This is a genomic window from Flavobacterium piscisymbiosum (assembly GCF_020905295.1).
In the GTDB taxonomy this organism is placed as follows: domain Bacteria; phylum Bacteroidota; class Bacteroidia; order Flavobacteriales; family Flavobacteriaceae; genus Flavobacterium; species Flavobacterium piscisymbiosum.
In genome coordinates this window covers 1,719,051-1,739,604 of record NZ_JAJJMM010000001.1, presented here as the reverse complement: position 1 = coordinate 1,739,604, position 20,554 = coordinate 1,719,051, and the positions used below count along the sequence as shown (strand labels likewise).

At 34.2% G+C, this 20,554-nt stretch carries 15 protein-coding genes, 1 tRNA gene, 1 pseudogene and 1 riboswitch; of the genes and pseudogenes, 8 read left to right on the top strand and 9 right to left on the bottom strand.

All coding sequences use genetic code 11. The features are described from left to right. Positions 1-14: 14 nt before the first annotated feature. From LNP81_RS07825 to LNP81_RS07805, 5 genes are read right to left on the bottom strand one after another with little or no spacing between them, the layout of a single operon-like run. Positions 15-1,277, bottom strand: a complete 1,263-nt coding sequence (locus LNP81_RS07825; RefSeq protein WP_230034789.1) for a hemolysin family protein — start codon at positions 1,275-1,277, stop codon at positions 15-17. 3 nt (positions 1,278-1,280) lie between these two features. Further along, positions 1,281-1,475 carry a hypothetical protein gene (locus tag LNP81_RS07820; RefSeq protein ID WP_230034788.1) on the bottom strand — a complete coding sequence of 65 codons (195 nt, stop codon included), beginning with the start codon at positions 1,473-1,475 and terminating at the stop codon, positions 1,281-1,283. Positions 1,476-1,477: 2 nt separating this feature from the next. After that, positions 1,478-2,035, bottom strand: coding sequence for an LPS export ABC transporter periplasmic protein LptC (lptC, locus tag LNP81_RS07815; RefSeq protein WP_230034787.1), 558 nt, complete (start codon positions 2,033-2,035; stop codon positions 1,478-1,480). A 50-nt stretch (positions 2,036-2,085) separates the two neighbouring features. Next, positions 2,086-3,315: a BamG family beta-barrel-assembly machinery protein gene (bamG, locus tag LNP81_RS07810; RefSeq protein ID WP_230034786.1), complete on the bottom strand. Its 1,230-nt coding sequence runs from the start codon at positions 3,313-3,315 to the stop codon at positions 2,086-2,088. Then, positions 3,312-4,043: a type III pantothenate kinase gene (locus LNP81_RS07805; RefSeq protein WP_230034784.1), complete on the bottom strand. Its 732-nt coding sequence runs from the start codon at positions 4,041-4,043 to the stop codon at positions 3,312-3,314. Before LNP81_RS07805 ends, bamG begins: the two co-directional genes overlap by 4 nt. A 104-nt stretch (positions 4,044-4,147) precedes the next feature. Between LNP81_RS07805 and LNP81_RS07800 the strand changes: the two genes are divergently transcribed. After that, positions 4,148-4,223 (top strand) — tRNA-Phe (locus LNP81_RS07800). A 455-nt stretch (positions 4,224-4,678) separates the two neighbouring features. On the opposite strand, the pseudogene LNP81_RS27450 reads toward LNP81_RS07800, so the two are convergent. Continuing rightward, positions 4,679-5,950, bottom strand: a pseudogene (locus LNP81_RS27450) (DUF5074 domain-containing protein). Between the two features lie 367 nt (positions 5,951-6,317). Continuing rightward, positions 6,318-6,509, bottom strand: a riboswitch (cobalamin riboswitch). A gap of 242 nt (positions 6,510-6,751) precedes the next feature. On the opposite strand from LNP81_RS27450, the gene LNP81_RS07785 reads away from it, so the two are divergent. The 3 genes from LNP81_RS07785 to LNP81_RS07775 all read left to right on the top strand — a co-directional run bounded on the left by LNP81_RS07785 (position 6,752) and on the right by LNP81_RS07775 (position 8,999). After that, on the top strand, positions 6,752-8,248 hold the full coding sequence (locus LNP81_RS07785; protein WP_230034778.1) for an MFS transporter: 1,497 nt from the start codon (positions 6,752-6,754) through the stop codon (positions 8,246-8,248). An 11-nt stretch (positions 8,249-8,259) separates the two neighbouring features. Further along, a complete protein-coding gene (locus LNP81_RS07780; RefSeq protein ID WP_230034776.1) occupies positions 8,260-8,487 on the top strand; it encodes a DUF6814 family protein in 228 nt (75 codons plus the stop codon). 92 nt (positions 8,488-8,579) lie between these two features. Further along, positions 8,580-8,999, top strand: a complete 420-nt coding sequence (locus LNP81_RS07775) for a DUF4259 domain-containing protein (protein ID WP_230034774.1) — start codon at positions 8,580-8,582, stop codon at positions 8,997-8,999. A gap of 153 nt (positions 9,000-9,152) precedes the next feature. Here the strand turns inward: LNP81_RS07775 and LNP81_RS07770 are convergent, their stop codons facing one another. The 3 genes from LNP81_RS07770 to LNP81_RS07760 are packed head-to-tail and all read right to left on the bottom strand — an operon-like array spanning position 9,153 to position 14,562. Then, the gene (locus LNP81_RS07770; protein WP_230034772.1) at positions 9,153-9,899 is read right to left on the bottom strand and encodes a SusE domain-containing protein; all 747 of its coding nucleotides are present in this window, start codon (positions 9,897-9,899) and stop codon (positions 9,153-9,155) included. 10 nt (positions 9,900-9,909) lie between these two features. Then, complete coding sequence (locus tag LNP81_RS07765; protein ID WP_230034770.1) at positions 9,910-11,475, bottom strand: RagB/SusD family nutrient uptake outer membrane protein; 1,566 nt, start codon at positions 11,473-11,475, stop codon at positions 9,910-9,912. A gap of 15 nt (positions 11,476-11,490) precedes the next feature. Further along, positions 11,491-14,562 (bottom strand): SusC/RagA family TonB-linked outer membrane protein, encoded by a 3,072-nt coding sequence (locus tag LNP81_RS07760; RefSeq protein ID WP_230034768.1) that lies wholly within the window; start codon positions 14,560-14,562, stop codon positions 11,491-11,493. Positions 14,563-14,797: 235 nt separating this feature from the next. Here LNP81_RS07760 and LNP81_RS07755 point away from each other — a divergent pair, with 235 nt between their 5' ends. The 4 genes from LNP81_RS07755 to LNP81_RS07740 all read left to right on the top strand — a co-directional run bounded on the left by LNP81_RS07755 (position 14,798) and on the right by LNP81_RS07740 (position 20,546). After that, a complete protein-coding gene (locus LNP81_RS07755; protein WP_230034766.1) occupies positions 14,798-15,829 on the top strand; it encodes a LacI family DNA-binding transcriptional regulator in 1,032 nt (343 codons plus the stop codon). A 180-nt stretch (positions 15,830-16,009) separates the two neighbouring features. Then, the gene (locus LNP81_RS07750) at positions 16,010-17,365 is read left to right on the top strand and encodes an MFS transporter (RefSeq protein ID WP_230034764.1); all 1,356 of its coding nucleotides are present in this window, start codon (positions 16,010-16,012) and stop codon (positions 17,363-17,365) included. A 16-nt stretch (positions 17,366-17,381) separates the two neighbouring features. Continuing rightward, positions 17,382-18,035, top strand: coding sequence for a beta-phosphoglucomutase (pgmB, locus tag LNP81_RS07745; RefSeq protein ID WP_230034762.1), 654 nt, complete (start codon positions 17,382-17,384; stop codon positions 18,033-18,035). Positions 18,036-18,242: 207 nt separating this feature from the next. Continuing rightward, positions 18,243-20,546 carry a glycoside hydrolase family 65 protein gene (locus LNP81_RS07740; RefSeq protein WP_230034760.1) on the top strand — a complete coding sequence of 768 codons (2,304 nt, stop codon included), beginning with the start codon at positions 18,243-18,245 and terminating at the stop codon, positions 20,544-20,546. Positions 20,547-20,554 lie beyond the last annotated feature (8 nt).

Below are 20,554 nucleotides of genomic sequence, written 5' to 3'. Positions count from 1 at the left end.
ATTAATTAAAAAAATCACTCTTTTATTGTCAATTTAACCAATTCTATTTTCTTATTTGTGGCCTCTTCAATTACAAAATGATAGCTGTCAATCACTATTTCTTCGCCCTTTTGAGGGATTTCTTTTGTAAAATCAACAATAAAACCTCCTAAAGTTCCGTAAGAATCTTCTTCAGGAATATTTAACTTATATGTCTCGTTCAAATATTCAACATCCAATCGGGTTGAAAATAAATACCTGCCTTCGCCTAACTCTTTTTCAATAAGTTCTTCTTCTTCTGAATCGTGTTCATCTTCAATCTCTCCAAAAAGTTCTTCGACTATATCTTCAATAGTAATTATTCCGGAAGTTCCGCCATATTCATCTAAAACAACCGCAACATTTTTTCGCTTTTTAATCAACAAATTCAAAGCATCTTTTATCAAAATGGTCTCAGGAACAAATTCAACAGTCATTAAAACTGACTTTATTGTTTTGGGTTTCTTAAACAAATCAAACGAATGCACATAACCCACAATATCATCAAGCGAATTTTGACTTACCATGATTTTAGAATAGCCTGTTTCTATAAACAACGCTTTAAGATCCTCAATGCTATCAAATAAATCGATGTCGACTATTTCTGTACGGGGAGTCATAATATCCCGCGCTTTTACACCCGAGAACTCTAATGCGTTCTGGAAAATCTGAATTTCTGAATCGACTTCTTCATCATCTTCAACAGAATTCATTTGTTCTGTGATGTAATTGCCCAGTTCTATTTTACTAAAATACAACTGCACCTGATCGCCTTCTGTTTTGAAAAATTTACGTAAAACAAAATCCGAAATCCAGATAAAAAAAGTAGAGATGTAGTAAAATAATCTATAAAAAAGATAGGCCGGAATTGCAAAAATTTTAATTAATGAATTGGCATATATCTGAAAAAATACTTTTGGAAAAAATTCTGCTGTTAGCAAAACTATAAAAGTCGAAATTATGGTCTGAACGACTAAACTCGTCACATCAGAAAAATGAAATCCTAAATCGACAATACATCTTAGAATTAAATCTCCCATAAAAAAACCATACACAACCAGCGCTACATTGTTACCAATAAGCATTGCCGCGATAAATTTTGATGGATTTTCTGTGAGTTTGGTCAGGATTCCTGATAAAAAATTATCCTGCTTTTTTTCGATTTCAAGATAAATTTTATTCGAGGAAATAAAAGCTATTTCCATTCCTGAAAAAAAGGCTGATAGTATTAAACATAGTATTATAATACTAATTTCCATTTTTTACTGTTTTTTGTTACGGTCATCAAATTTCTTGACAAATCTTCTTCTAAAGAAAAACATAAAGACAGCCATACCAGCAATTAAAAAACTTAATGTAGCGGTATCATTCCCTTCATTTAATTTGGTAAATCCGTCATAAATGAAATAAACTGCAAATGCGATGTAAACGTATTGTGTATATTTTAAATAACCCATAATTATAATTGTTCATCTGATTCAAATTCACCGCTAACACGCTGCGAATTAATCACTTTAAAATCTTTGCTAAAATCAATTCCCTGTCCATACGAAATACCTTTAGCATCCGTAAGTTTGAACTTTCTTTCGGTATAAAACCATTCGTTTTTCTGATCAAAATACAACTGCTCTGTTTCAAGCATTTGTCCTGTTTCTGAAGTAATTTTAACCTTTCCCTGCAAATCTATTATACCTGTTAGCTTATACGAAACAGCATAATTTGATACTATAAAGGTACGTTTTTGGTTTTTATCGTATAAAGTAACATCAATTCCTTTTGGAAATTCGGTAAATGGAAAATTCAAATTAGAATAATCCAACATTTTCCGGCTTTTCAAAACTCCGGTAATACGTCCGGAATCGGTGTATTTTATATTAACTGTATCCGCATCACTTCCTGGAACAAACTCTGAGAAGTTAATTTTTTGAACTTCTTTAAAATTACTTTCACATCCAAAAAACAGTGTCACAGTAAAAACTGTGACAACGGCTATAATATATCTCTTTGGTAAATTCATTTGCCAAATGTAGTAAATTGTATGGGCTTAAAAAAGCACCTTTTTTATGCTTAGTTGAATTTACTTTTCACGAACCATCTGTCGTTGAAAGAAAAACTCAAACTAAAATTGAAATAATTCTCCTGAACTAAAGCTGCAGATGTAGTTCCTCTTTTACCATATTCCAATCCAACGTTTACATTTGAGAATGTTCCTCCACCAATTGGAATTCCTGCTCCTAAAGTCATACCAACATCATTGATTGATTCGTTATTCACAACAAGACCTAATTTCTCATATTTCAATCCGGCTCTGTAGGTAATTCTGCTTAAATAACTTGTAAAAGAAGCATAGTTAGGAATATAGTATCCACCTATCGCATACTTTTGATATTTTTCGTAACGCACATTAGCTGCTTTATTGTAATAATTTGCAAGTTGTCCGTCACCCTGAAAAGCAACACTAGTACCTACTAACCATTTTCTTGCCTGCCCAATACCTGCACCAAGTGTAATTTTACTTGGCAGTTTTAATTTATCATCTTGCGAAGGAGCTTCATAAGGATCAGGATCGCCGTCTACTGCAATAACTCTTGTACTATTAGAATTTAGCGTACTTTCGAAAGTATAAGCTAAACTGGTAAACAAACTTAATTTTTTATCAATTTTTGTCTGATACATTGTACCAATATTAAAACTAACCCCTGACAACTCAGAAGCATTCGTTTCTCTTGTACCATTTTGAACTCCAGTAGCCAGCTCTATACTTGTAGTTGTAATTTTACCAAAATTGTATTGTACATCACCTCCAATATTCCACTTAGGTGTAATTTTATATCCTAAACCAAGAAACACTTTATTTACCCCACCTTTTCCCTGAAGCTGTGAACTTGTTCCGTCTGTTATCGCAGTCTGGTCATTTAAGATTCTATAGTCAACAGAAGTTACAGGAACCAAACCAAAAGCTGCACCAAATTTTCCCATTGGGATTCCTAATGCCAAATAATCAAAAGTAGATCTTTGTGATTTTGCAGATTCATCACTGGTTTTTAGTTTTGCACTTCCAAAAGTTCCTCCAACTGTAAAAGTAGTTTGTCTCAAACTAGCATAACTTGCCGGATTTTCAATATTCAAATGGATACTATCCTGCTCTACCGAAACTCCTCCCATAGATCTATTTTCAAGAGTTCCTTTAAATCTAACGTCACCAATTCCGAAAAAAGAATAAGGAGATGCACCCTGTTGAGCAAATGAAACGAACGAGATAAGCAAACAAGCGCTTACTATAATTTTTTTAATCATTGTCGATTTTTATATTGAAATGTTTGGTTCAAACTTTCTAAAAGGAAATTTGAATTGGCAAATATGGTATTTTTTAATCGTTTAGCCAAAAAAACTGCATCTCCTCCCGTTAAAATTATTATAAAATTTGAAAAGTTTGCCCGATATTCATCGATAAAACCATCAATCTCATAGACGAACCCATTTACAACTCCCGAATGAATGGCCTGTTTTGTTGAGTTCCCTATATAATGTTCCGGTGTTTCAAAAGTCAGCAAAGGCAGCTTGGCCGTGTAGTTATGCAGTGCCTCATATCGTAATCTTAAACCCGGAGAAATCGCTCCGCCCAAATAATTGTCATTTTCGTCGATAAAATCGTAGGTAATGCAAGTTCCGGCATCAATAACCAACCTGTTTTGTTTCGGAAATTGCAAAGTTGCTCCTGAAGCCAAAATCATCCTGTCGATTCCTAACGTTTTTGGAGTCGCATATTTATTTACGAAAGGAAAAACATCTTCATGAGTAAAAAAATGAACATTTAATTCTTTTTCGAAAGCCAAAAAAGATTCTTTTTCGATTTTTCCAACCGATGCAACGACCAAATCGGAGCAGTTTGAAAATTTTTTTAAAATTTTTTTAATTTTTTCTTCAAGCTCATTTTTCTCAAAAACAAAATTTTCAAGAACAGTACTCTCCTCAAAAACAGCAGCTTTAATTCGAGTATTACCAACATCAATTGTTAAAATCATATTTGTTTCTTTACCATTGCGAAGATACGAATTGATTTTTTTAAAAAAATGTTTTGAATAAACGAAAAATGATTCTATCTTTGCACCCGCATTGAGCACAAGACGGTACCTTAGCTCAGATGGTAGAGCAATGGACTGAAAATCCATGTGTCCCTGGTTCGATCCCTGGAGGTACCACCACAACCCGAATAGCAATATTCGGGTTTTTTGTTTTTAACACTTTCCTAACTTTATCGCTATTTTTTTTACCGCTTAGATCGCTTAGATTTTCACCTAACGTTATGTTGAGAAAACACAAAGTTCGCAAAGCTTTACGATAAAAAGTTTTGTGAACTTTGTGTTTTTTTTTAGTTTGTGATTGCGACAAAAAGCCTATTGAATTTTACCAATATTGCATCCCAACGGTTAAAACCGTTGGCTATGTTTATATTGTATTAAAAAATTTCCAGCATTAATGTATACTCTTACAAGTTATTGCATTTCAAATATAGCCCGTGGTTTCAACCACGGGACACGTGATAATACACAAAAAAAAGATTCGCAAAGCTTTATAATAAAACTTTGCGAACCTTTGCGTAAATCTTAGCGTTCCTTGCGGTTAAATCTTTTCGCAGTTAAATCACCTGCAAAAAAAATTATTGATGAAATACAGAAACCGCAGGGAAATAATATCCTGAATAATTTACCGAAGCTGTTCTAACTCCTGAATCAGCATTAAATAAATAAAGGTTGTTAATGGAGAAATTCACCCCAAAACCTTCATTTAACGTATTTAGCACCAAAGTATTTTTCTTTCGATCATAACCAATTCCTGCACCATATAAGATATTCGAATTTGTTAATGTAATAAAAGGTGATGCCAAGGACTCCGGAGTTCCAGTGTATTTGTAAACTTCTTTACCACCGCTAAAACTTCCGTTTTTAGCAATAAAAATATCATTTTTAGCCGCTGTAATAGATCCCGGATGCCATGCTCCCCAACTTCCGTAAGCCTGAAAACTTAACGGAATTTCTTTTATTTCAAGGGTATTTGAATCTATACTGATAAGGTTTTTACCTCCCGCTGCCCATACTTTTTTATCATCGGTAACTGCAAATCCTAAAACCATACCCGGAATAGTTTTTTCGATCGCCAATGTCGAAGCATTAATAACAATCACGCCTTTTGAAGCAGACAATGCAAAAACATACCCGTTAGACTTCACGATATCTCCTACCTGACCGGTAATACCATCAATTTGTCCGCTCACTTCCATCGTATTAAGATTAAGCTTAAATATCCCTTTACTCGACGTCAAAAGAGCCTGATTTTCATCAATACCTACCACAGCGCGCCAGTCGTTTCCACCTTTAGCCGCGATTCTTTTTTCTTCTTTAAGCGAATAAGCATCAGCAACTACCACTGGTCAGCCAACTTTAGAAACTAAAAATAGCTTTTTATTAATGATCGTTCCAAATTCTAATGTAGACGTTGCAGGTTTTAAATCCTTATCCGGATTTACTTTTACAAAAACACTGTCTTCTACCGCTTTTGTATCATATCTATAAAAGCCTACCGTTCCTGTTCCGTGACCAAACCATCCTTCGTTGATCATAAAAAAACCGTTTTCATAAGCTCCCCATGAATGAATATCATAAGTAAGAGCTACGTTTCCGCCATCATTTTTGGCCGTCATTGTAATTTTAAAATCTCCTCTTGTTTCTGGTTTAAAGATATAAGTAGAATCAGATCCTACTACTTTTCCGTCTACGGCCCATTCAAAAGAAACATTCTTTCTATCTGCTAATTTCGAGCTTAATTGCAGCGTTTTTCCAATGGTCAAAGTATCTTTTAGTTGCTGTTCGCCTTTTATTACAGGCGGCGCTGTAAAATCATCATCATTATTACACGAAACTGTCAGCAGCATCAAAGAAGCGATTGCAATTAGTGGTTTGAAAAAAAATTGGTTTTTCATTATTAAATATTTAAAAAATTATATTACTTAAATCTTTAAATCGAAATACAATTTACCCTTTCAAAAGTTATATAAAATAAACTTTTGTAAAAGCAACATCTTGTACAACAATACGTTTTAATGATTTTTTTTTAATGAAGAAAAAGAATGAATCGCGTAGAAAAACATCTTGAAAGAAATTGTTTTGACGATCATATTTGCAGAAAAAAAATCTCATAAACTCTATTTTTGGCTTACGAGAATAGAATAACTAAACCATACATGATCACATAAAGTGAAATATATTGCTCTTAATTCAAGCTTCAATCCCCGAAAGCTATTTATTACTATAAAAATGGCAGGTCTTCTGACTTGCTCCCTACACCCAGCCTTCCCTTTCAAAATGAAAAGTGACGTATTAAAGGGTTTCAGTTAATGAGCTTACAGCTGCGGGACAGTTTTGGATTTACACCAAATTCCCTTTTAATGTCAATATTGTATCAATATGACAACCATTTTCTGTTCTAAAATTTGAGCTGCAAAACTAGTGTTTTCTTTCGTAACAAAGCAAGAGTTCTTTATTTTAAAGGCCTTGAGCGTCTTTGCAAATTGTATTTTATTTTGAATTCTCAAGCTTTGATTTACCCAATAAATGTTAAATCAACAAATAAACACTATTTGTTAAAAAAGTATCAATTAAATAAAAAATTATCTTTTATATTCGTTAAAAAATATTTAATAGTTTTAATTATTATCAAGTATACAAATTAGTTTATGAGTAAAACTTCTACAAAAGGCATCTGGAAAGTAATTTCGGCCTCATCAATGGGTACTATGATCGAATGGTACGATTTCTATATTTTTGGGAGTTTGGCGGTTGTAATTTCAACTAAATTTTTCCCTAGTGATAATCCCACCGCGGCTTTTTTGTCGACTTTAGCCACTTTTGCTGCCGGATTTGTTGTAAGACCTTTTGGCGCTTTGTTCTTTGGAAGACTCGGAGATATTATTGGCCGAAAATATACTTTTATGGCTACCTTATTATTAATGGGAGGCTCTACTTTTTTAATAGGCTGTATTCCGAGTTATGAAACAATTGGTTTTATGGCTCCTTTATTAGTATTGATTCTGCGTTTATTACAAGGATTAGCGCTTGGCGGAGAATACGGCGGTGCAGCGACTTATGTTGCCGAACATGCTCCTGTAGGACAAAAAGGATATTGGACGTCATGGATTCAGACTACAGCCACAGTTGGTTTATTCATTTCGTTAATGGTTATTCTGGCCACCAAAAATGTACTTTCTCCTGAAGATTTTGATTCCTGGGGATGGCGTGTACCATTTTGGGTTTCGATTGTTATGGTAGGTGTTTCTTATTTAATTCGTAAAAACATGGACGAATCTCCGGTTTTTGCCAAAGCTAAAAAAGAAGGTACAACCAGTACAAACCCTCTGAAAGAAAGTTTCGGAAACCGATACAATTTGAAATTTGTGTTACTCGCTTTATTTGGAGCCACAATGGGACAAGGTGTTGTTTGGTACACGGGACAGTTTTACGCGATGAGTTTTATGAAAACCGTAATGAATATCGATTCGTCGCAAGTTGATGGATTATTAGGTATTGCATTATTATTAGGTACTCCGTTTTTTATTTTCTTTGGATGGCTGAGCGACAAAATAGGACGAAAATATATCATGATGGGCGGAATGCTTCTTGCCATTTTGTTCTACAGGCCTATTTATAAAATGATGTACAATACCACAGATGTAAGTTACAAAACAGAACTTACTCAGGCCACAAAAGAAACAATCGAGGTCAATAAAGACAACGATTCTATCTATACCACACATAAAGAATATACCGACGGAACTTCTTTCTTAGAGAAAAAGACGCATTTTTCAGGCAAAAAAGATGCTCAGATTACCACTTCGATTACTATCAATTCCAACGATGAGTGGACTTTAATTTTCTTAGTTTTCATTCAGGTTTTATTTGTTACGATGGTATACGGACCTATCGCGGCATTTTTGGTCGAAATGTTTCCAACGAAAATCAGATACACTTCAATGTCTCTGCCTTATCATGTTGGTAATGGTATTTTTGGAGGATTACTTCCTGCTATTTCAACCTATTTTGTAACGCATTCTAAAGCAGCCGGAAAAGCGGACTTTTACCTCGACGGACTTTGGTATCCTATTATTATAGCTTCAGTCTGTTTTGTAATTGGAATGATTTATATCGATAATAAAAATAAAACTAATCACCTTTAATATTATAAACTATGAATGCGATCAAACAAATTTTAGGTGTTTTGTGGATTATACTTGCAGTTGCAGCGGCCTATTTTTGCATATTCGAATTTGGCTTACCCAAACTCCTGTCAGACCAACAAGATGATTTAGTATTTGGAATCATTATCCTTTTTATCCTTACTCCTCTCATTGTTTTAGGATTGGGAACTTTTGGTTATTTTGCCGTAATTGGAGAATATAACGATAAGAAGAAATAATTAAGTGGTAAAGTTTTTGAAATCAAAATTCAATATATTTACAAGTAAGATATCACAAAAAACTTTGCAATAATATTTTAAAAATTAAAAAAATGGGAGCTTGGGATTACGGAATATTTGATGACGACACAGCTTATGACTTCTTTGACGAAATAAGAGAGGATGCTAGAACTTTTTTTAACTCTTCATTTGAAAAAGCAATAAATTCAGATTATTTAGATTATGAAGATTGCCACGCAGTTACAGTTTCTGCTGCGTACATTGATAATTTTTTAAATGGAACAAAATTTAGAAATGACAACGAAGATCAGGAAGACGAAACTAATGTAAATCTTTTTAATTCCCTAAATAAGGAACTTATTTTAAACGATTTAAAAATACCTGCAGTACGTGCCTTAGAAAAAGTTATAAGTGATAATTCCGAATTAAATGAGTTATGGTCTGACAATGAAGAATTATACCCCAAATGGAAACAAAACATTGAGGATCTAATTAAACGTCTTAAGAATTAAAAAACATAAATTTAATAACCAGAAAAGGGCTGTCTATAATTATATAGAACAGCCCTTTTGCATTACTAACCAAACCAAAATCTTTACTTAGCAAGTATATTTTAAAAAGGGCCACCTCAAAGAGATAGCCCTTTTTTTAATTATCAGAAAACATTAGTTTTTTGTAATCGTGTATTTTTTTCCAATAAAATCAACAATGATTGTATAATCTCCCGCAACAGTAACTGGAATATTAGCACCTCCGGCTTCTAATGATAAATTATTACCATCATCACCATAGTTAGTATCCCATTTATCATCAAGTCTGAATTTGTAATCCCCAACTACTAATGGTCCTGTATAGGAGTATGTTTTAGTTGCTAAATCATACTCTAGATTAGTATCCGGATCATTCCATCCATTAGGAGTTGCAGAACCAATCATTCCCCAGTTATCCCAGGCAGAATATGCAGTAACAGCTATTTTTATCACATTTGAATACTGAACAATACCTCGTACCCCAACATATGACTTAACACGAATGTCTGCATCCTGAGATTCAAAAGCAGTCAATCCGGCGTTAAGGGCTGCTGCATTAAGTTCTCCACTTGTTACCGCTACCTTATTCGTTGTTGTTACAGAAACTACAACTACATCTTTAAAGTCTGTTCCTGATTTTGCCATTTGAAGTTCATAACTTACAGGTGTTGATTCGCCTTGATATTGAGCAGCATCCCATGTAAAAGTCGCAGCTACCTCGTTAGGTAATTCTTTATCAAGAACAAAAACTGATCCTTCGGCAGGAATTGCCAGTACAGCTGCTTTTGATGGCGTAACTACAGTAAGATCATCATCTGAATCACAAGCTGTAGCTGATATAAATAACAGTGCAAATACACTTAGTTTTAATATATTTTTCATATTTCTCGTATTAAGATGAATAACCTGGATTTTGAGTTAACTGTGAATTCGCCTGTAACGCACTTGTAGGGATTGGGTACAAGTTGTAAGTTTCAGGAATTGCAACTCCATCTTTTACTCCACCTTTCCATGGCCATAAGTAAGATCCTCCAGTGAATTTTCCAAATCGAATTAAATCTTGTCTTCTGTGTCCTTCAAGGTTCAATTCTCTACCTCTTTCTTTCAAAATGAAATCAAGATTTAATTCTCCTGCATTTATTTCTCCAGCATGTGATCTTGTTCTCACTTTATTCACATATTCTAAAGCTAATCCTGCAGAACCTCCACTTGCTCCTCTTACAACACACTCAGCATACATTAAGTAAGCATCAGACAATCTGAACAAAGGAAAATCTGTGTTTGCAAAACTTGTTGCATTTGTAGGCCCTACAAAGTTTTTGTTTGTAAATTTCACACTAGGATAACCGTCTGTCCATTTTTTATAATCATTCATTTCATACGAATGTCCTGTCGTAAAGAATAATTTTGCTCTATCATCCGGAGAATCAACCAGATTTCCATTATTAAACAATCCGTACCACGCTTTAGTAGCTCTGTGACCAGTCCAAGCATCAATAGCACCATAATTATTAGGATTCATTGTTTCTGTACTAAGGTTTCCGTTAATGATATACGTTGTATTACCATAACCCTGACTCACTACAGCATCTGCAATTAAAGTATAGATAATTTCCGGCGAAGTATTATTATCTCCTGAAAACACACTTGCAAAACTTGGAGCAAGAGTATAACCACCTTCGTCGATTACTTTTTTAGAGTACAATAAAGCATCATCATATCTTTGAGTTCCTGTATACACTTCTGCATTTAGGTATAATTTTGCCAAAAGCATTCTTACCACATTTTTATCTGCTTTACCGTAAGATTTTGTTGCTGTAATAGTACCTTCAACTTCTTTTAATTCAGATTCTATAAAAGCAAAAAGTTCTTTTCTTGTTGACTCTTTTTTTGGAGTCGATGTATTAATATCATCTTCAGTTGTAATAGCTCCTTTACCAAAACAATCTGTAAGGTAATAATAAGATAATGCTCTTAAAAAACGCAATTCAGCAATATGGTTTTCTCTGTCCGGAATATTCGCTTTTGACGTTTTTAAAATCTGAATCAAATTACTTGACTGAGATATCGTGTAATAAGCCCTGTCGTATAAGTATCTAAAGAATTTATTATTCCCATTCCACCCAGTTGTTGTTGTTAACTGATCTAAACCATCATCTCCCCAACGGTTTTTCATACCATCTGCAGAGAAATCCTGTAAGTTGATAATACTTCTTAAAAAAGCAGCTTCTCCATTATCTTTTGTAGTAATATCTGAAGAATCTGGGCCATCAGGACCTGAAAGAGCAAAAGTTCCGTAAATTTTAGAAACTAAACCGTCTACAGCATTTGGATCCTGCTCTAAAAGCTTATCCAATGTCAATTCTACTTTTGGTTCTGTATTTAAGTCATCTACACAAGAAGTGAATAAGAATAGAACAAAAGCAGCTCCTATAATCTTAAATTTAAATTGATTCATCTTTATATTTTTTTATTAAAAGTCTAAATTCAGACCAAAACTGAAAGTTCTTGATCTTGGATAGAAATTATTATCAATTGCATTGAAATTCTCCGGATCAACCCCTGTATAATTGGTTACAATAAATACATTATTAGCTGAAGCATACAATCTTAAAACAGCGCCTTTTATTGCTTTGTCAAAATTATATCCAAGAGTTATGTTCTGACAACGTAAAAAGCTTGCATCTTCTAAGTAATAATCAGAAAATGGAACGTTTCCGTTTATAGTTTGAAAATCAAATTCAGTATTCAAAACATTCGTTAAACTAGTTGAATTTGCAGGCAATGCCTTATCAATAAATCCAGACTGAAGTTTTCTTGCATTGTACACTTTTCCTCCTATTTGACCATTGAAAGTCGTTGACAAATCAAACTGTTTGTACGAAGCTGTTAATCCTAAACCATAGGTCCAGTTTGGTCTTAAAGCTACATAATATCTGTCACTATCATTGATAACACCATCTCCGTTTTTATCAACAAAAGCATTTTCTATCGGTCTGTTGTTTGAATCATAAACTTGTTGAAACACCCAAGCCGAATAAGGTTGTTGTCCAACTGTATTGTAAGCAATCTTTTGTCCTGTTCCTACCGGAATACCTGATGCGTTATCTACGTTTGTAGTTCTGTTATTCAAATCTGTAATTTCACCAATGTTATAAGCAATGTTTCCGTTTACTGCTAAATTGAAATCATCACTATTGATCACTTTTACATTTAAGTTTCCTTCGACACCTTTATTTTTCATGCTTCCCACATTAGCAACAAACTCATTTGTTAAAGCTTGCCCAGGAGCCGCCGAAACTACAGAAAGTAAATCTTTTGTATATTTTTGGTAAGCATCGATACTACCGGTAACAATACTTTTTTCAAAAAGATCAAAATCAATACCTACATTATAGGTCGTTGTTTTTTCCCATGTTAAATTCTCGTTATAAGGTTTAGCAGAATAACCATTTACTCCCGGAATATAAGTACTTGAGGTACTAGTTGGCGCAAATAACGCACTGTAAGGATAAGATCCCGCAACACCCGTTATATCCTGTTGTCCTGTAATACCATAACCTAATCTTAATTTTAAGTCTTTAAACGTTTGAGAGTCTTTTAAGAATGATTCGTCTTTCATTCTCCATGCAACACCCGCTGCAGGGAAATAACCCCATCTTTTATCTTCTTTAAACAAAGACGATCCATCTGCTCTTAATGTAAACGTAAATAAATATTTGTCTACTAAATCAAAATTAGCTCTTCCAAAAAACGATTGTAAGTTTCTCTCGTTATAGTATCTGTTATTAGCATTATTCGCCGGATTTGGAGTTAACTCTCTTAAACCATTTACGGTACTATATCTGTAATTTGTCTTAGTTCCGTCAGTTTTAAAGTTTTGATAAGAGTAACCCGCCTGAGCATCAACTCTGGTTACAAATCCAGTCAAACTTTTGTTATATACAAAATAAGCATCCAATGTTTTATTCGTAACGGTTTGATCTTCGGCATAATTTAAGCCTGGATTAAACACATACGTTGGAGGAGTTGTCGCTACAGAGTTGTCTAGCTTATACGTCTGAAGAGCATTATCTGTATATGATTCTCTAATTTTTGATTTAGATGCTTCGATACCACCATTAACAACAGCTCTTAAAGCTTCGAAAAATGGCATTCTATAATCTAATTCAATGTTTCCTAATAATTTCTGAACTTCCTCAGGACGAGATCTCTGATTCAAAATTGCTAACGGATTTTGTGATCCATTGATAGAATTATTAGTATTAAGCAACTGATAATATCCGCCAAATATATTATTTGGTGAATTAGGATCTGCGTATGCCGGTTTAGTAGGATCCATTCCTAAAGCACTACCAATAACTCCATCAGCATCTATAGCATTCTTTTTAACAGAAATACCTTTAGCATTCACATCAATTTTTAAATGATTGTCTAATAAAACCGGTGAAAGTTTGATAGATCCTGTATATCTTTCAAGATCATTTGTTCTTACAACACCTTCATTTTTAGCATAACCAACAGAAGCTCTAAACGGAATTTTACCAAATAAGTTTGCTCTTGCACTAAAGTTATTGTCACTAGAGAAAGAGGTTCTGTAAATTAAATCCTGCCAGTCTGTATTATACAACTTTCTTCCTTCGATTTGAGGAGTTGCCGGATTATCAAGCGCACCACTACCATCAGGCACACCTAATAAATTGGTGTAATCAGGATGATACTTTTGCATAAAAGAGGTAAATTGTGTTCCAGTCATCATATCAACAGGATTATTTACCTTACCAATAGTTATATTAGATGAGAAAGTAAATTTTGGAGCACCACTAACACCTTTTTTAGTCGTAACAATGATCACACCATTTGATGCTCTTGAACCATAAATAGCGGTAGCTGACGCATCTTTTAATATTGTAAACGAATCAATATCGTTAGGGTTTATCAATGTTAATGGATTAGAAATTCCTACCGGATTGGTATTATCAATTGGCACACCATCAATAATAATCAACGGATTGTTATTTCCTGATAATGAACTTCCACCTCTAATTCTAATATTTGGATTTGCATCTGGCATACCACCATCTGTAGTAATTCTAACTCCAGAAGCTCTACCTACAAGCAGCTGATCTGCAGAACCAACCGGTCCTTTATTAAGCTGATTGGCAGATAAAACCGTTACCGCACCTGTAGCATCTTTTTTCTTAACAGTACCGTAACCTACCTGTACCACAACTTCTTTAAGCTGATTGGTATCTTCTTCTAAAGAAATCGATATAGTTTTTTGACCATTAAAAACTACAGTTGACGTTTTGTATCCAATAAATGAAACCAAAATTTTGTCTCCATTTTTTAAATTAGATAACTGAAATTTACCGTCAAAATCTGTTGATGATCCGCCTGGAGCACCCTGTACATTTACGTTTACTCCCGGGATTGGTTGCCCCGTTGCCAGATCGGCAACTGTTCCTGTTAAGGTACTTTGAGCTAGTACACTAAACGGTAACAGTAGGAATAAAAATAACAACTTTTTGTAAATTGTTTTCATACTTTTTGTTTAAATTAGTTTGAGTTTTTGATTGTTAGTTAAGTTTTTAATTTTACTTCGAATTTCAAAATTATGAATTTATTAACGTGCTCGACCAGAGACAATTTATATTGAGTTACGAAAACGTGATAGTGTTGAAAACTTTCTATTTTTTGTAATCTTTTCAGTCAAAAAATGACAAATCAAAAAATAAAAGATACCTTTATTAATAATTAGATTTTTTTCAACAAATACCATGAAACGCAAAATCACCCTAAAACAGATTGCAAAAGAACTTGACGTATCTATTTCAACTGTCTCAAAATCACTCAGAAACAGCTTAGAAATAGGAGAAGAAACACGTCTTAAAGTTCAGGCTTTTGCAAAGTTTTACAACTATAAACCCAACAACATTGCTCTTAGTCTAAAAAACCGAAAAACCAAAAGTATTGGTATTATTATTCCGGAAATTGTACATTATTTTTTCTCTACCGTAATCAACGGAATCGAACAAGTGGCGAACGAAAATGGATACAGTGTTGTCATTTGTTTATCTGATGATTCTTTCGATAAAGAAGTCCTGAATATGGAAATGCTGGCCAACGGAAGTATCGATGGTTTTATCATGTCTCTTTCTAAAGAAACCCAATACAAAGGTGATTTTCACCATATTACCGAAGTCATCAATCAGGGAATGCCAGTTGTAATGTTCGACCGCGTGACCAATGACATTTTATGCGATAAAGTAATTATTGATGATAAAGCTGCCGCTTACGAAGCCGTTCAGAGTTTGATTGATAATGGCCGAAAAAAGATTGCGCTTGTTACTACTGTTGATTATGTAAGTGTTGGAAAACTAAGAACCGATGGTTACGAAAAAGCTCTTCTGGACAACGGATTACCATTTAACGAAGATTTAATCATTAAAATTGAAGATGTCGATACTTGCGAAATTACCATTAGTCAGCTTTTACACGACAGAGCTTTTGATGCTGTTTTTGCTGTAAACGAGCTTTTTGCCGTAACAATCATTAAAACAGCCAACAAAATGGGACTTAAAGTTCCGGAAGATCTTGCCGTAATTGCTTTTACTGATGGAATTATTTCTAAATATTCTACTCCCACCATTACAACGGTAAGCCAAAGTGGTGAAAAAATGGGTAATAAAGCAGCTAAAATGCTGATCGAAAGACTCGAAGCTGAGCATGATGACGACGATGAAGAAAACGAAAATTACACTACAGAAGTTATAGAAACGCATCTCATAGAAAGAGAATCTACTGACTAATTTTCTTAAAATCAATACATTCTAAAGCCATAAATGTTATTTATGGTTTTTTTATGATTTGAATTAAAAAAATAATTTATACTTTTACGCCTGCTCAAAGCTTTTACTTTTACTTCGAAACCATAAGTAAGTTTTGATAAGCAAAGCGCTTATCGTCTAATTAATTTTTTAATTACGATAATGGAAAAGCGTAAATTAAGTTTCTGGGAAATTTGGAACATGAGTTTCGGTTTCTTGGGAATACAAATGGGGTTTGCTCTTCAGAATGCAAATGCCAGCAGAATTCTTCAAATTTTTGGTGCCGACGTACATGAATTATCATGGTTCTGGATTATTGCTCCCCTTATGGGATTAATAGTGCAGCCAATCATTGGTCATTATAGCGACAAAACCTGGGGACGATTCGGAAGACGAAAGCCCTTTTTTCTTGTTGGCGCAATCTTAGCTTCAGTTGGATTAATTTTAATGCCACAGGCTAATATTTTCATTTCTATATTACCTGCCTTATGGGTTGGAGCCGGAATGTTAATGATCATGGATGCTTCTTTCAACATCGCTATGGAGCCTTTTCGCGCTTTGGTTGGTGATAATTTAAGAACAGATCAGCGTACCGCAGGTTTTAGTATTCAAACTTCATTAATTGGTTTTGGTGCCGTAATTGGTTCAGCATTACCGTATGTTTTAACCAAGTATTTTCACGTTTCAAACAGTACAGTTCCGGGAAGTGTTCCTTTAAATCTGACTCTTTCTTTTATCATTGGAGCGGCGGTTTTAATTGGTTCAATTTTAGTAACGCTGTTTACAACAAAAGAATATTCGCCAGAAGAATTATCCAATTTTGAAGATCCTCAAAGTGAAGTCGATGTTCCCTCAGAAGAAAAATCAAAACTTTCAGACATTTTTACAGACTTTGCAAAAATGCCAACAACTATGCGTCAGCTAAGTTGGGTACAGTTTTTCTCCTGGTTTGGGTTATTTGGTATGTGGGTTTTTACAACTCCGGCCATTGCACATCACATTTACGGATTGCCACTAAGCGACACTTCAAGCCAGCAGTATCAGGATGCCGGAGATTGGGTTGGAATTCTGTTTGGAGTTTACAACTTAGTTTCTGCTATTATCGCATTGTTTTTCCTGCCTTACATCGCTAAAAAAATCGGGCGAAAATCAACTCACGCCGTTTCATTAATCATTGGAGGAATCGGATTGATTTCGATTTATTTCATGCCAAATGAAGATTGGGTCGTATTACCAATGATTTTAGTTGGAGTTGCCTGGGCAAGTATTCTCGCCATGCCTTATGCCATTCTTGCGGGATCAATTGCTCCTAAAAAAATGGGAGTTTACATGGGAATTTTCAACTTTTTTGTTGTGATTCCGCAAATTGTAAACGCACTTATTGGAGGTCCAATTGTAAAATACCTTTATAACGGCGATGCAATTTATGCCTTAATTACAAGCGGAGTCAGTTTTTTAATCGCTGCTCTTTTAGTTTACAAAGTAAAAGATGTAGACGACACTATTCAAAAATCATAAGAACATCTCTAATATAATGAACAAAAAAGCATTCATATTCGACCTTGATGGCGTAATCGTTGATACCGCCAAATATCATTTTTTAGCTTGGCAGAAAATTGCAAAAGCATTAAATATAAATTTTACACATGAAAATAACGAATTATTAAAAGGTGTAAGCCGTGTACGTTCGTTAGATATCATTCTTGAATTAGGAAATGTTCAGGCTTCACAAGAAGACAAAGACAAATGGCTGATTCAAAAAAACGAAGATTACTTATCTTATTTGGTTGATATGGATGAAAGTGAGATTCTTCCGGGGGTTTTTAAAACGCTACAACTATTAAAAGAAAAAAATCAGGGAATTGCTTTGGGATCAGCGAGTAAAAATGCCAGACCAATCCTTGAGAAAACAGGAATCATCTCGTATTTCGATGTTATTGTTGACGGAAACGACGTTACCAATGCCAAACCAGATCCGGAAGTTTTCCTGAAAGCGGCTCAATTATTAAACATTGATCCAAAAGATGCCATTGTATTCGAAGATTCTGTTGCAGGAATTCAGGCAGCAAACATTGGCGGAATGGTAAGTGTAGGAATTGGTGAGGAAACAATTTTACATGAAGCCCAATACATTTTTAAAGATTTTACGGTAATAGACGAAAGCTTTATCGACAATTTAATCCATTAGAAAATGTAATAATTAGAGAATGTGTCAATTAGAAGTGAGATGATTCACTACAACTGAATTATCCAATTGAAACAAACTCACAAACAGTTAAAAATCATCAATCAAAATAGTAAAACAATCAGCAATTAGAAATCAATCAAAAAAGTAATTATCTAATTACCTAATTGACACATTATCTAATTGCCCAATTATCTAATTAAAGAAAAAATGAATCAAGATTATATAAAACCAGACAACTGGTCCATCATAGAAGAAGGATTTGATGCCAGCAGCGTAAAGTCGTCTGAAAGTCTTTTCAGTATCGGGAACGGTGCCATGGGACAACGCGCCAACTTTGAAGAAACATACACTGGAGAAACTTTTCAGGGAAGTTATATTGCCGGAATCTATTATCCGGACAAAACCAAAGTGGGATGGTGGAAAAACGGTTATCCAAAATATTTTGCAAAAGTATTAAACGCTCCAAACTGGATTGGAATTGACGTTGAAATCAACGAAGAAAATCTTGATTTAAATACGTGTACCGAAGTTAGAAATTTCCGTAGAGAATTGAATATGAAAGAAGGATGGTACAATCGTTCTTTTGAAGCTACGCTGAAAAACGGAACTGAAATTGCCGTAAATATTCGTCGTTTTCTTTCTTTGGATCTGGATGAAGCCGGAATTATCAAATTCGAAATTACGCCTTTAAACAAAGATGCAAAAATTGTTTATAAACCTTACGTAGATGCTGGTGTAACCAATGAAGATGCTAACTGGGAAGAAAAATTTTGGGAACCTCTTGAAGTAAAAAAAGGCACAAACGAAGCTTTTGTAACGGCTCAAACGTTTAAAACGCATTTTAAAGTTACGACTTTCATGCACAATACGATTTTGGCAAACGATGAAGATATTCATGTTTCGCCTTCAACAATCGATTCAACTGCAGATAAAGTTCAGTATACTTACGGAACTATTATTGCAAAAGGACAAACCTCAGCAATTCAGAAAATTGGAGGATATACGGTTTCTTTAAACCACGATAATACTTTGGCTGCAGCCGAAAAAACAATAAAAGCTGCCCTTAATTTAGGATACGATGCTTTACTTCAAAATCAAATTGATGCCTGGGCAAAAATCTGGGAAATGTCGGATATTACAATCGATGGCGATGTAAAAGCACAACAAGGAATCCGTTTCAATATCTTTCAATTAAACCAAACTTATTTAGGAAAAGATTCTCGTTTGAATATTGGCCCAAAAGGTTTCACCGGAGAAAAATACGGCGGATCTACTTATTGGGATACTGAGGCATATTGTATTCCATTTTATATGGCGACAAAAGATCAGCAAGTTGCGAGAAATTTATTGACGTATCGTTTCAATCAATTAGACAAAGCGATTGAAAATGCCAAAGACAATTTAGGTTTCAAAAACGGAGCAGCTTTATATCCAATGGTTACCATGAATGGCGAAGAATGCCATAACGAATGGGAAATCACACACGAAGAAATCCACAGAAACGGAGCGATTGCTTTTGCGATTTTCAACTATAACCGTTTCACCGGAGATTACTCTTACATTCCTGAAAAAGGATTAGAAGTTTTAATTGGGATTGCACGTTTTTGGCACCAAAGAGCTTCTTTCTCTAAAGAAAAAAATCAGTACGTAATTCTTGGCGTTACAGGTCCAAACGAATACGAGAACAACATCAACAATAATTTCTACACCAATTATATTGCAAAATGGTGTATTGATTATACTGAGGAACAAATTAAAAAAGTAGCTGCAGAATACCCTGCAGATCACAAACGCATCTTAGAGAAAGTAAATCTTGCTGAGGCTGAAATTCAGGAATGGAAAAAAGTAGCCAATAATATGTATTTCCCAAAATCTGAAGAATTGGGAGTTTATCTGCAACAAGATGGTTTCTTAGACAAAGATCTGGTTCCGGTAAAAGATTTAGATAAATCTCAGCGTCCAATCAATCAAAAATGGTCTTGGGATCGTGTTTTACGTTCGCCTTACATCAAACAAGCCGATGTTTTACAGTGTTTTTATTTCTTTGAAGATCATTTTTCTAAAGAAGAATTAAAGCGCAATTTCGAATTTTACGAATCCTTTACCGTACACGAAAGTTCGCTTTCACCTTGCGTACACTCAATTCAGGCTGCGCATTTAGATAAAATGGATATGGCTTATACTTTCTATTTAAGAACTTCTCGTCTTGATCTTGATGATTATAACAAAGAAGTGGAAGAAGGTTGTCACATTACTTCAATGGCCGGAACATGGATGAGTATCGTAGAAGGTTTTGGCGGAATGAGAGTAAAAAATGATCAATTGCATTTTGCTCCAAAAATTCCAAAAGAATGGAAAGGGTATTCTTTTAAAATAAACTTTAGAAATCAAATTCTTAAAGTATCTGTAAATCATGATGAAACCACTTTTACTGTAGATGGAGATCAAGATTTAACAATTGTGGTGAACGGAAATCCTGAAATTGCAAGTAAATTTGTACAAATTAATTAAATTACAAT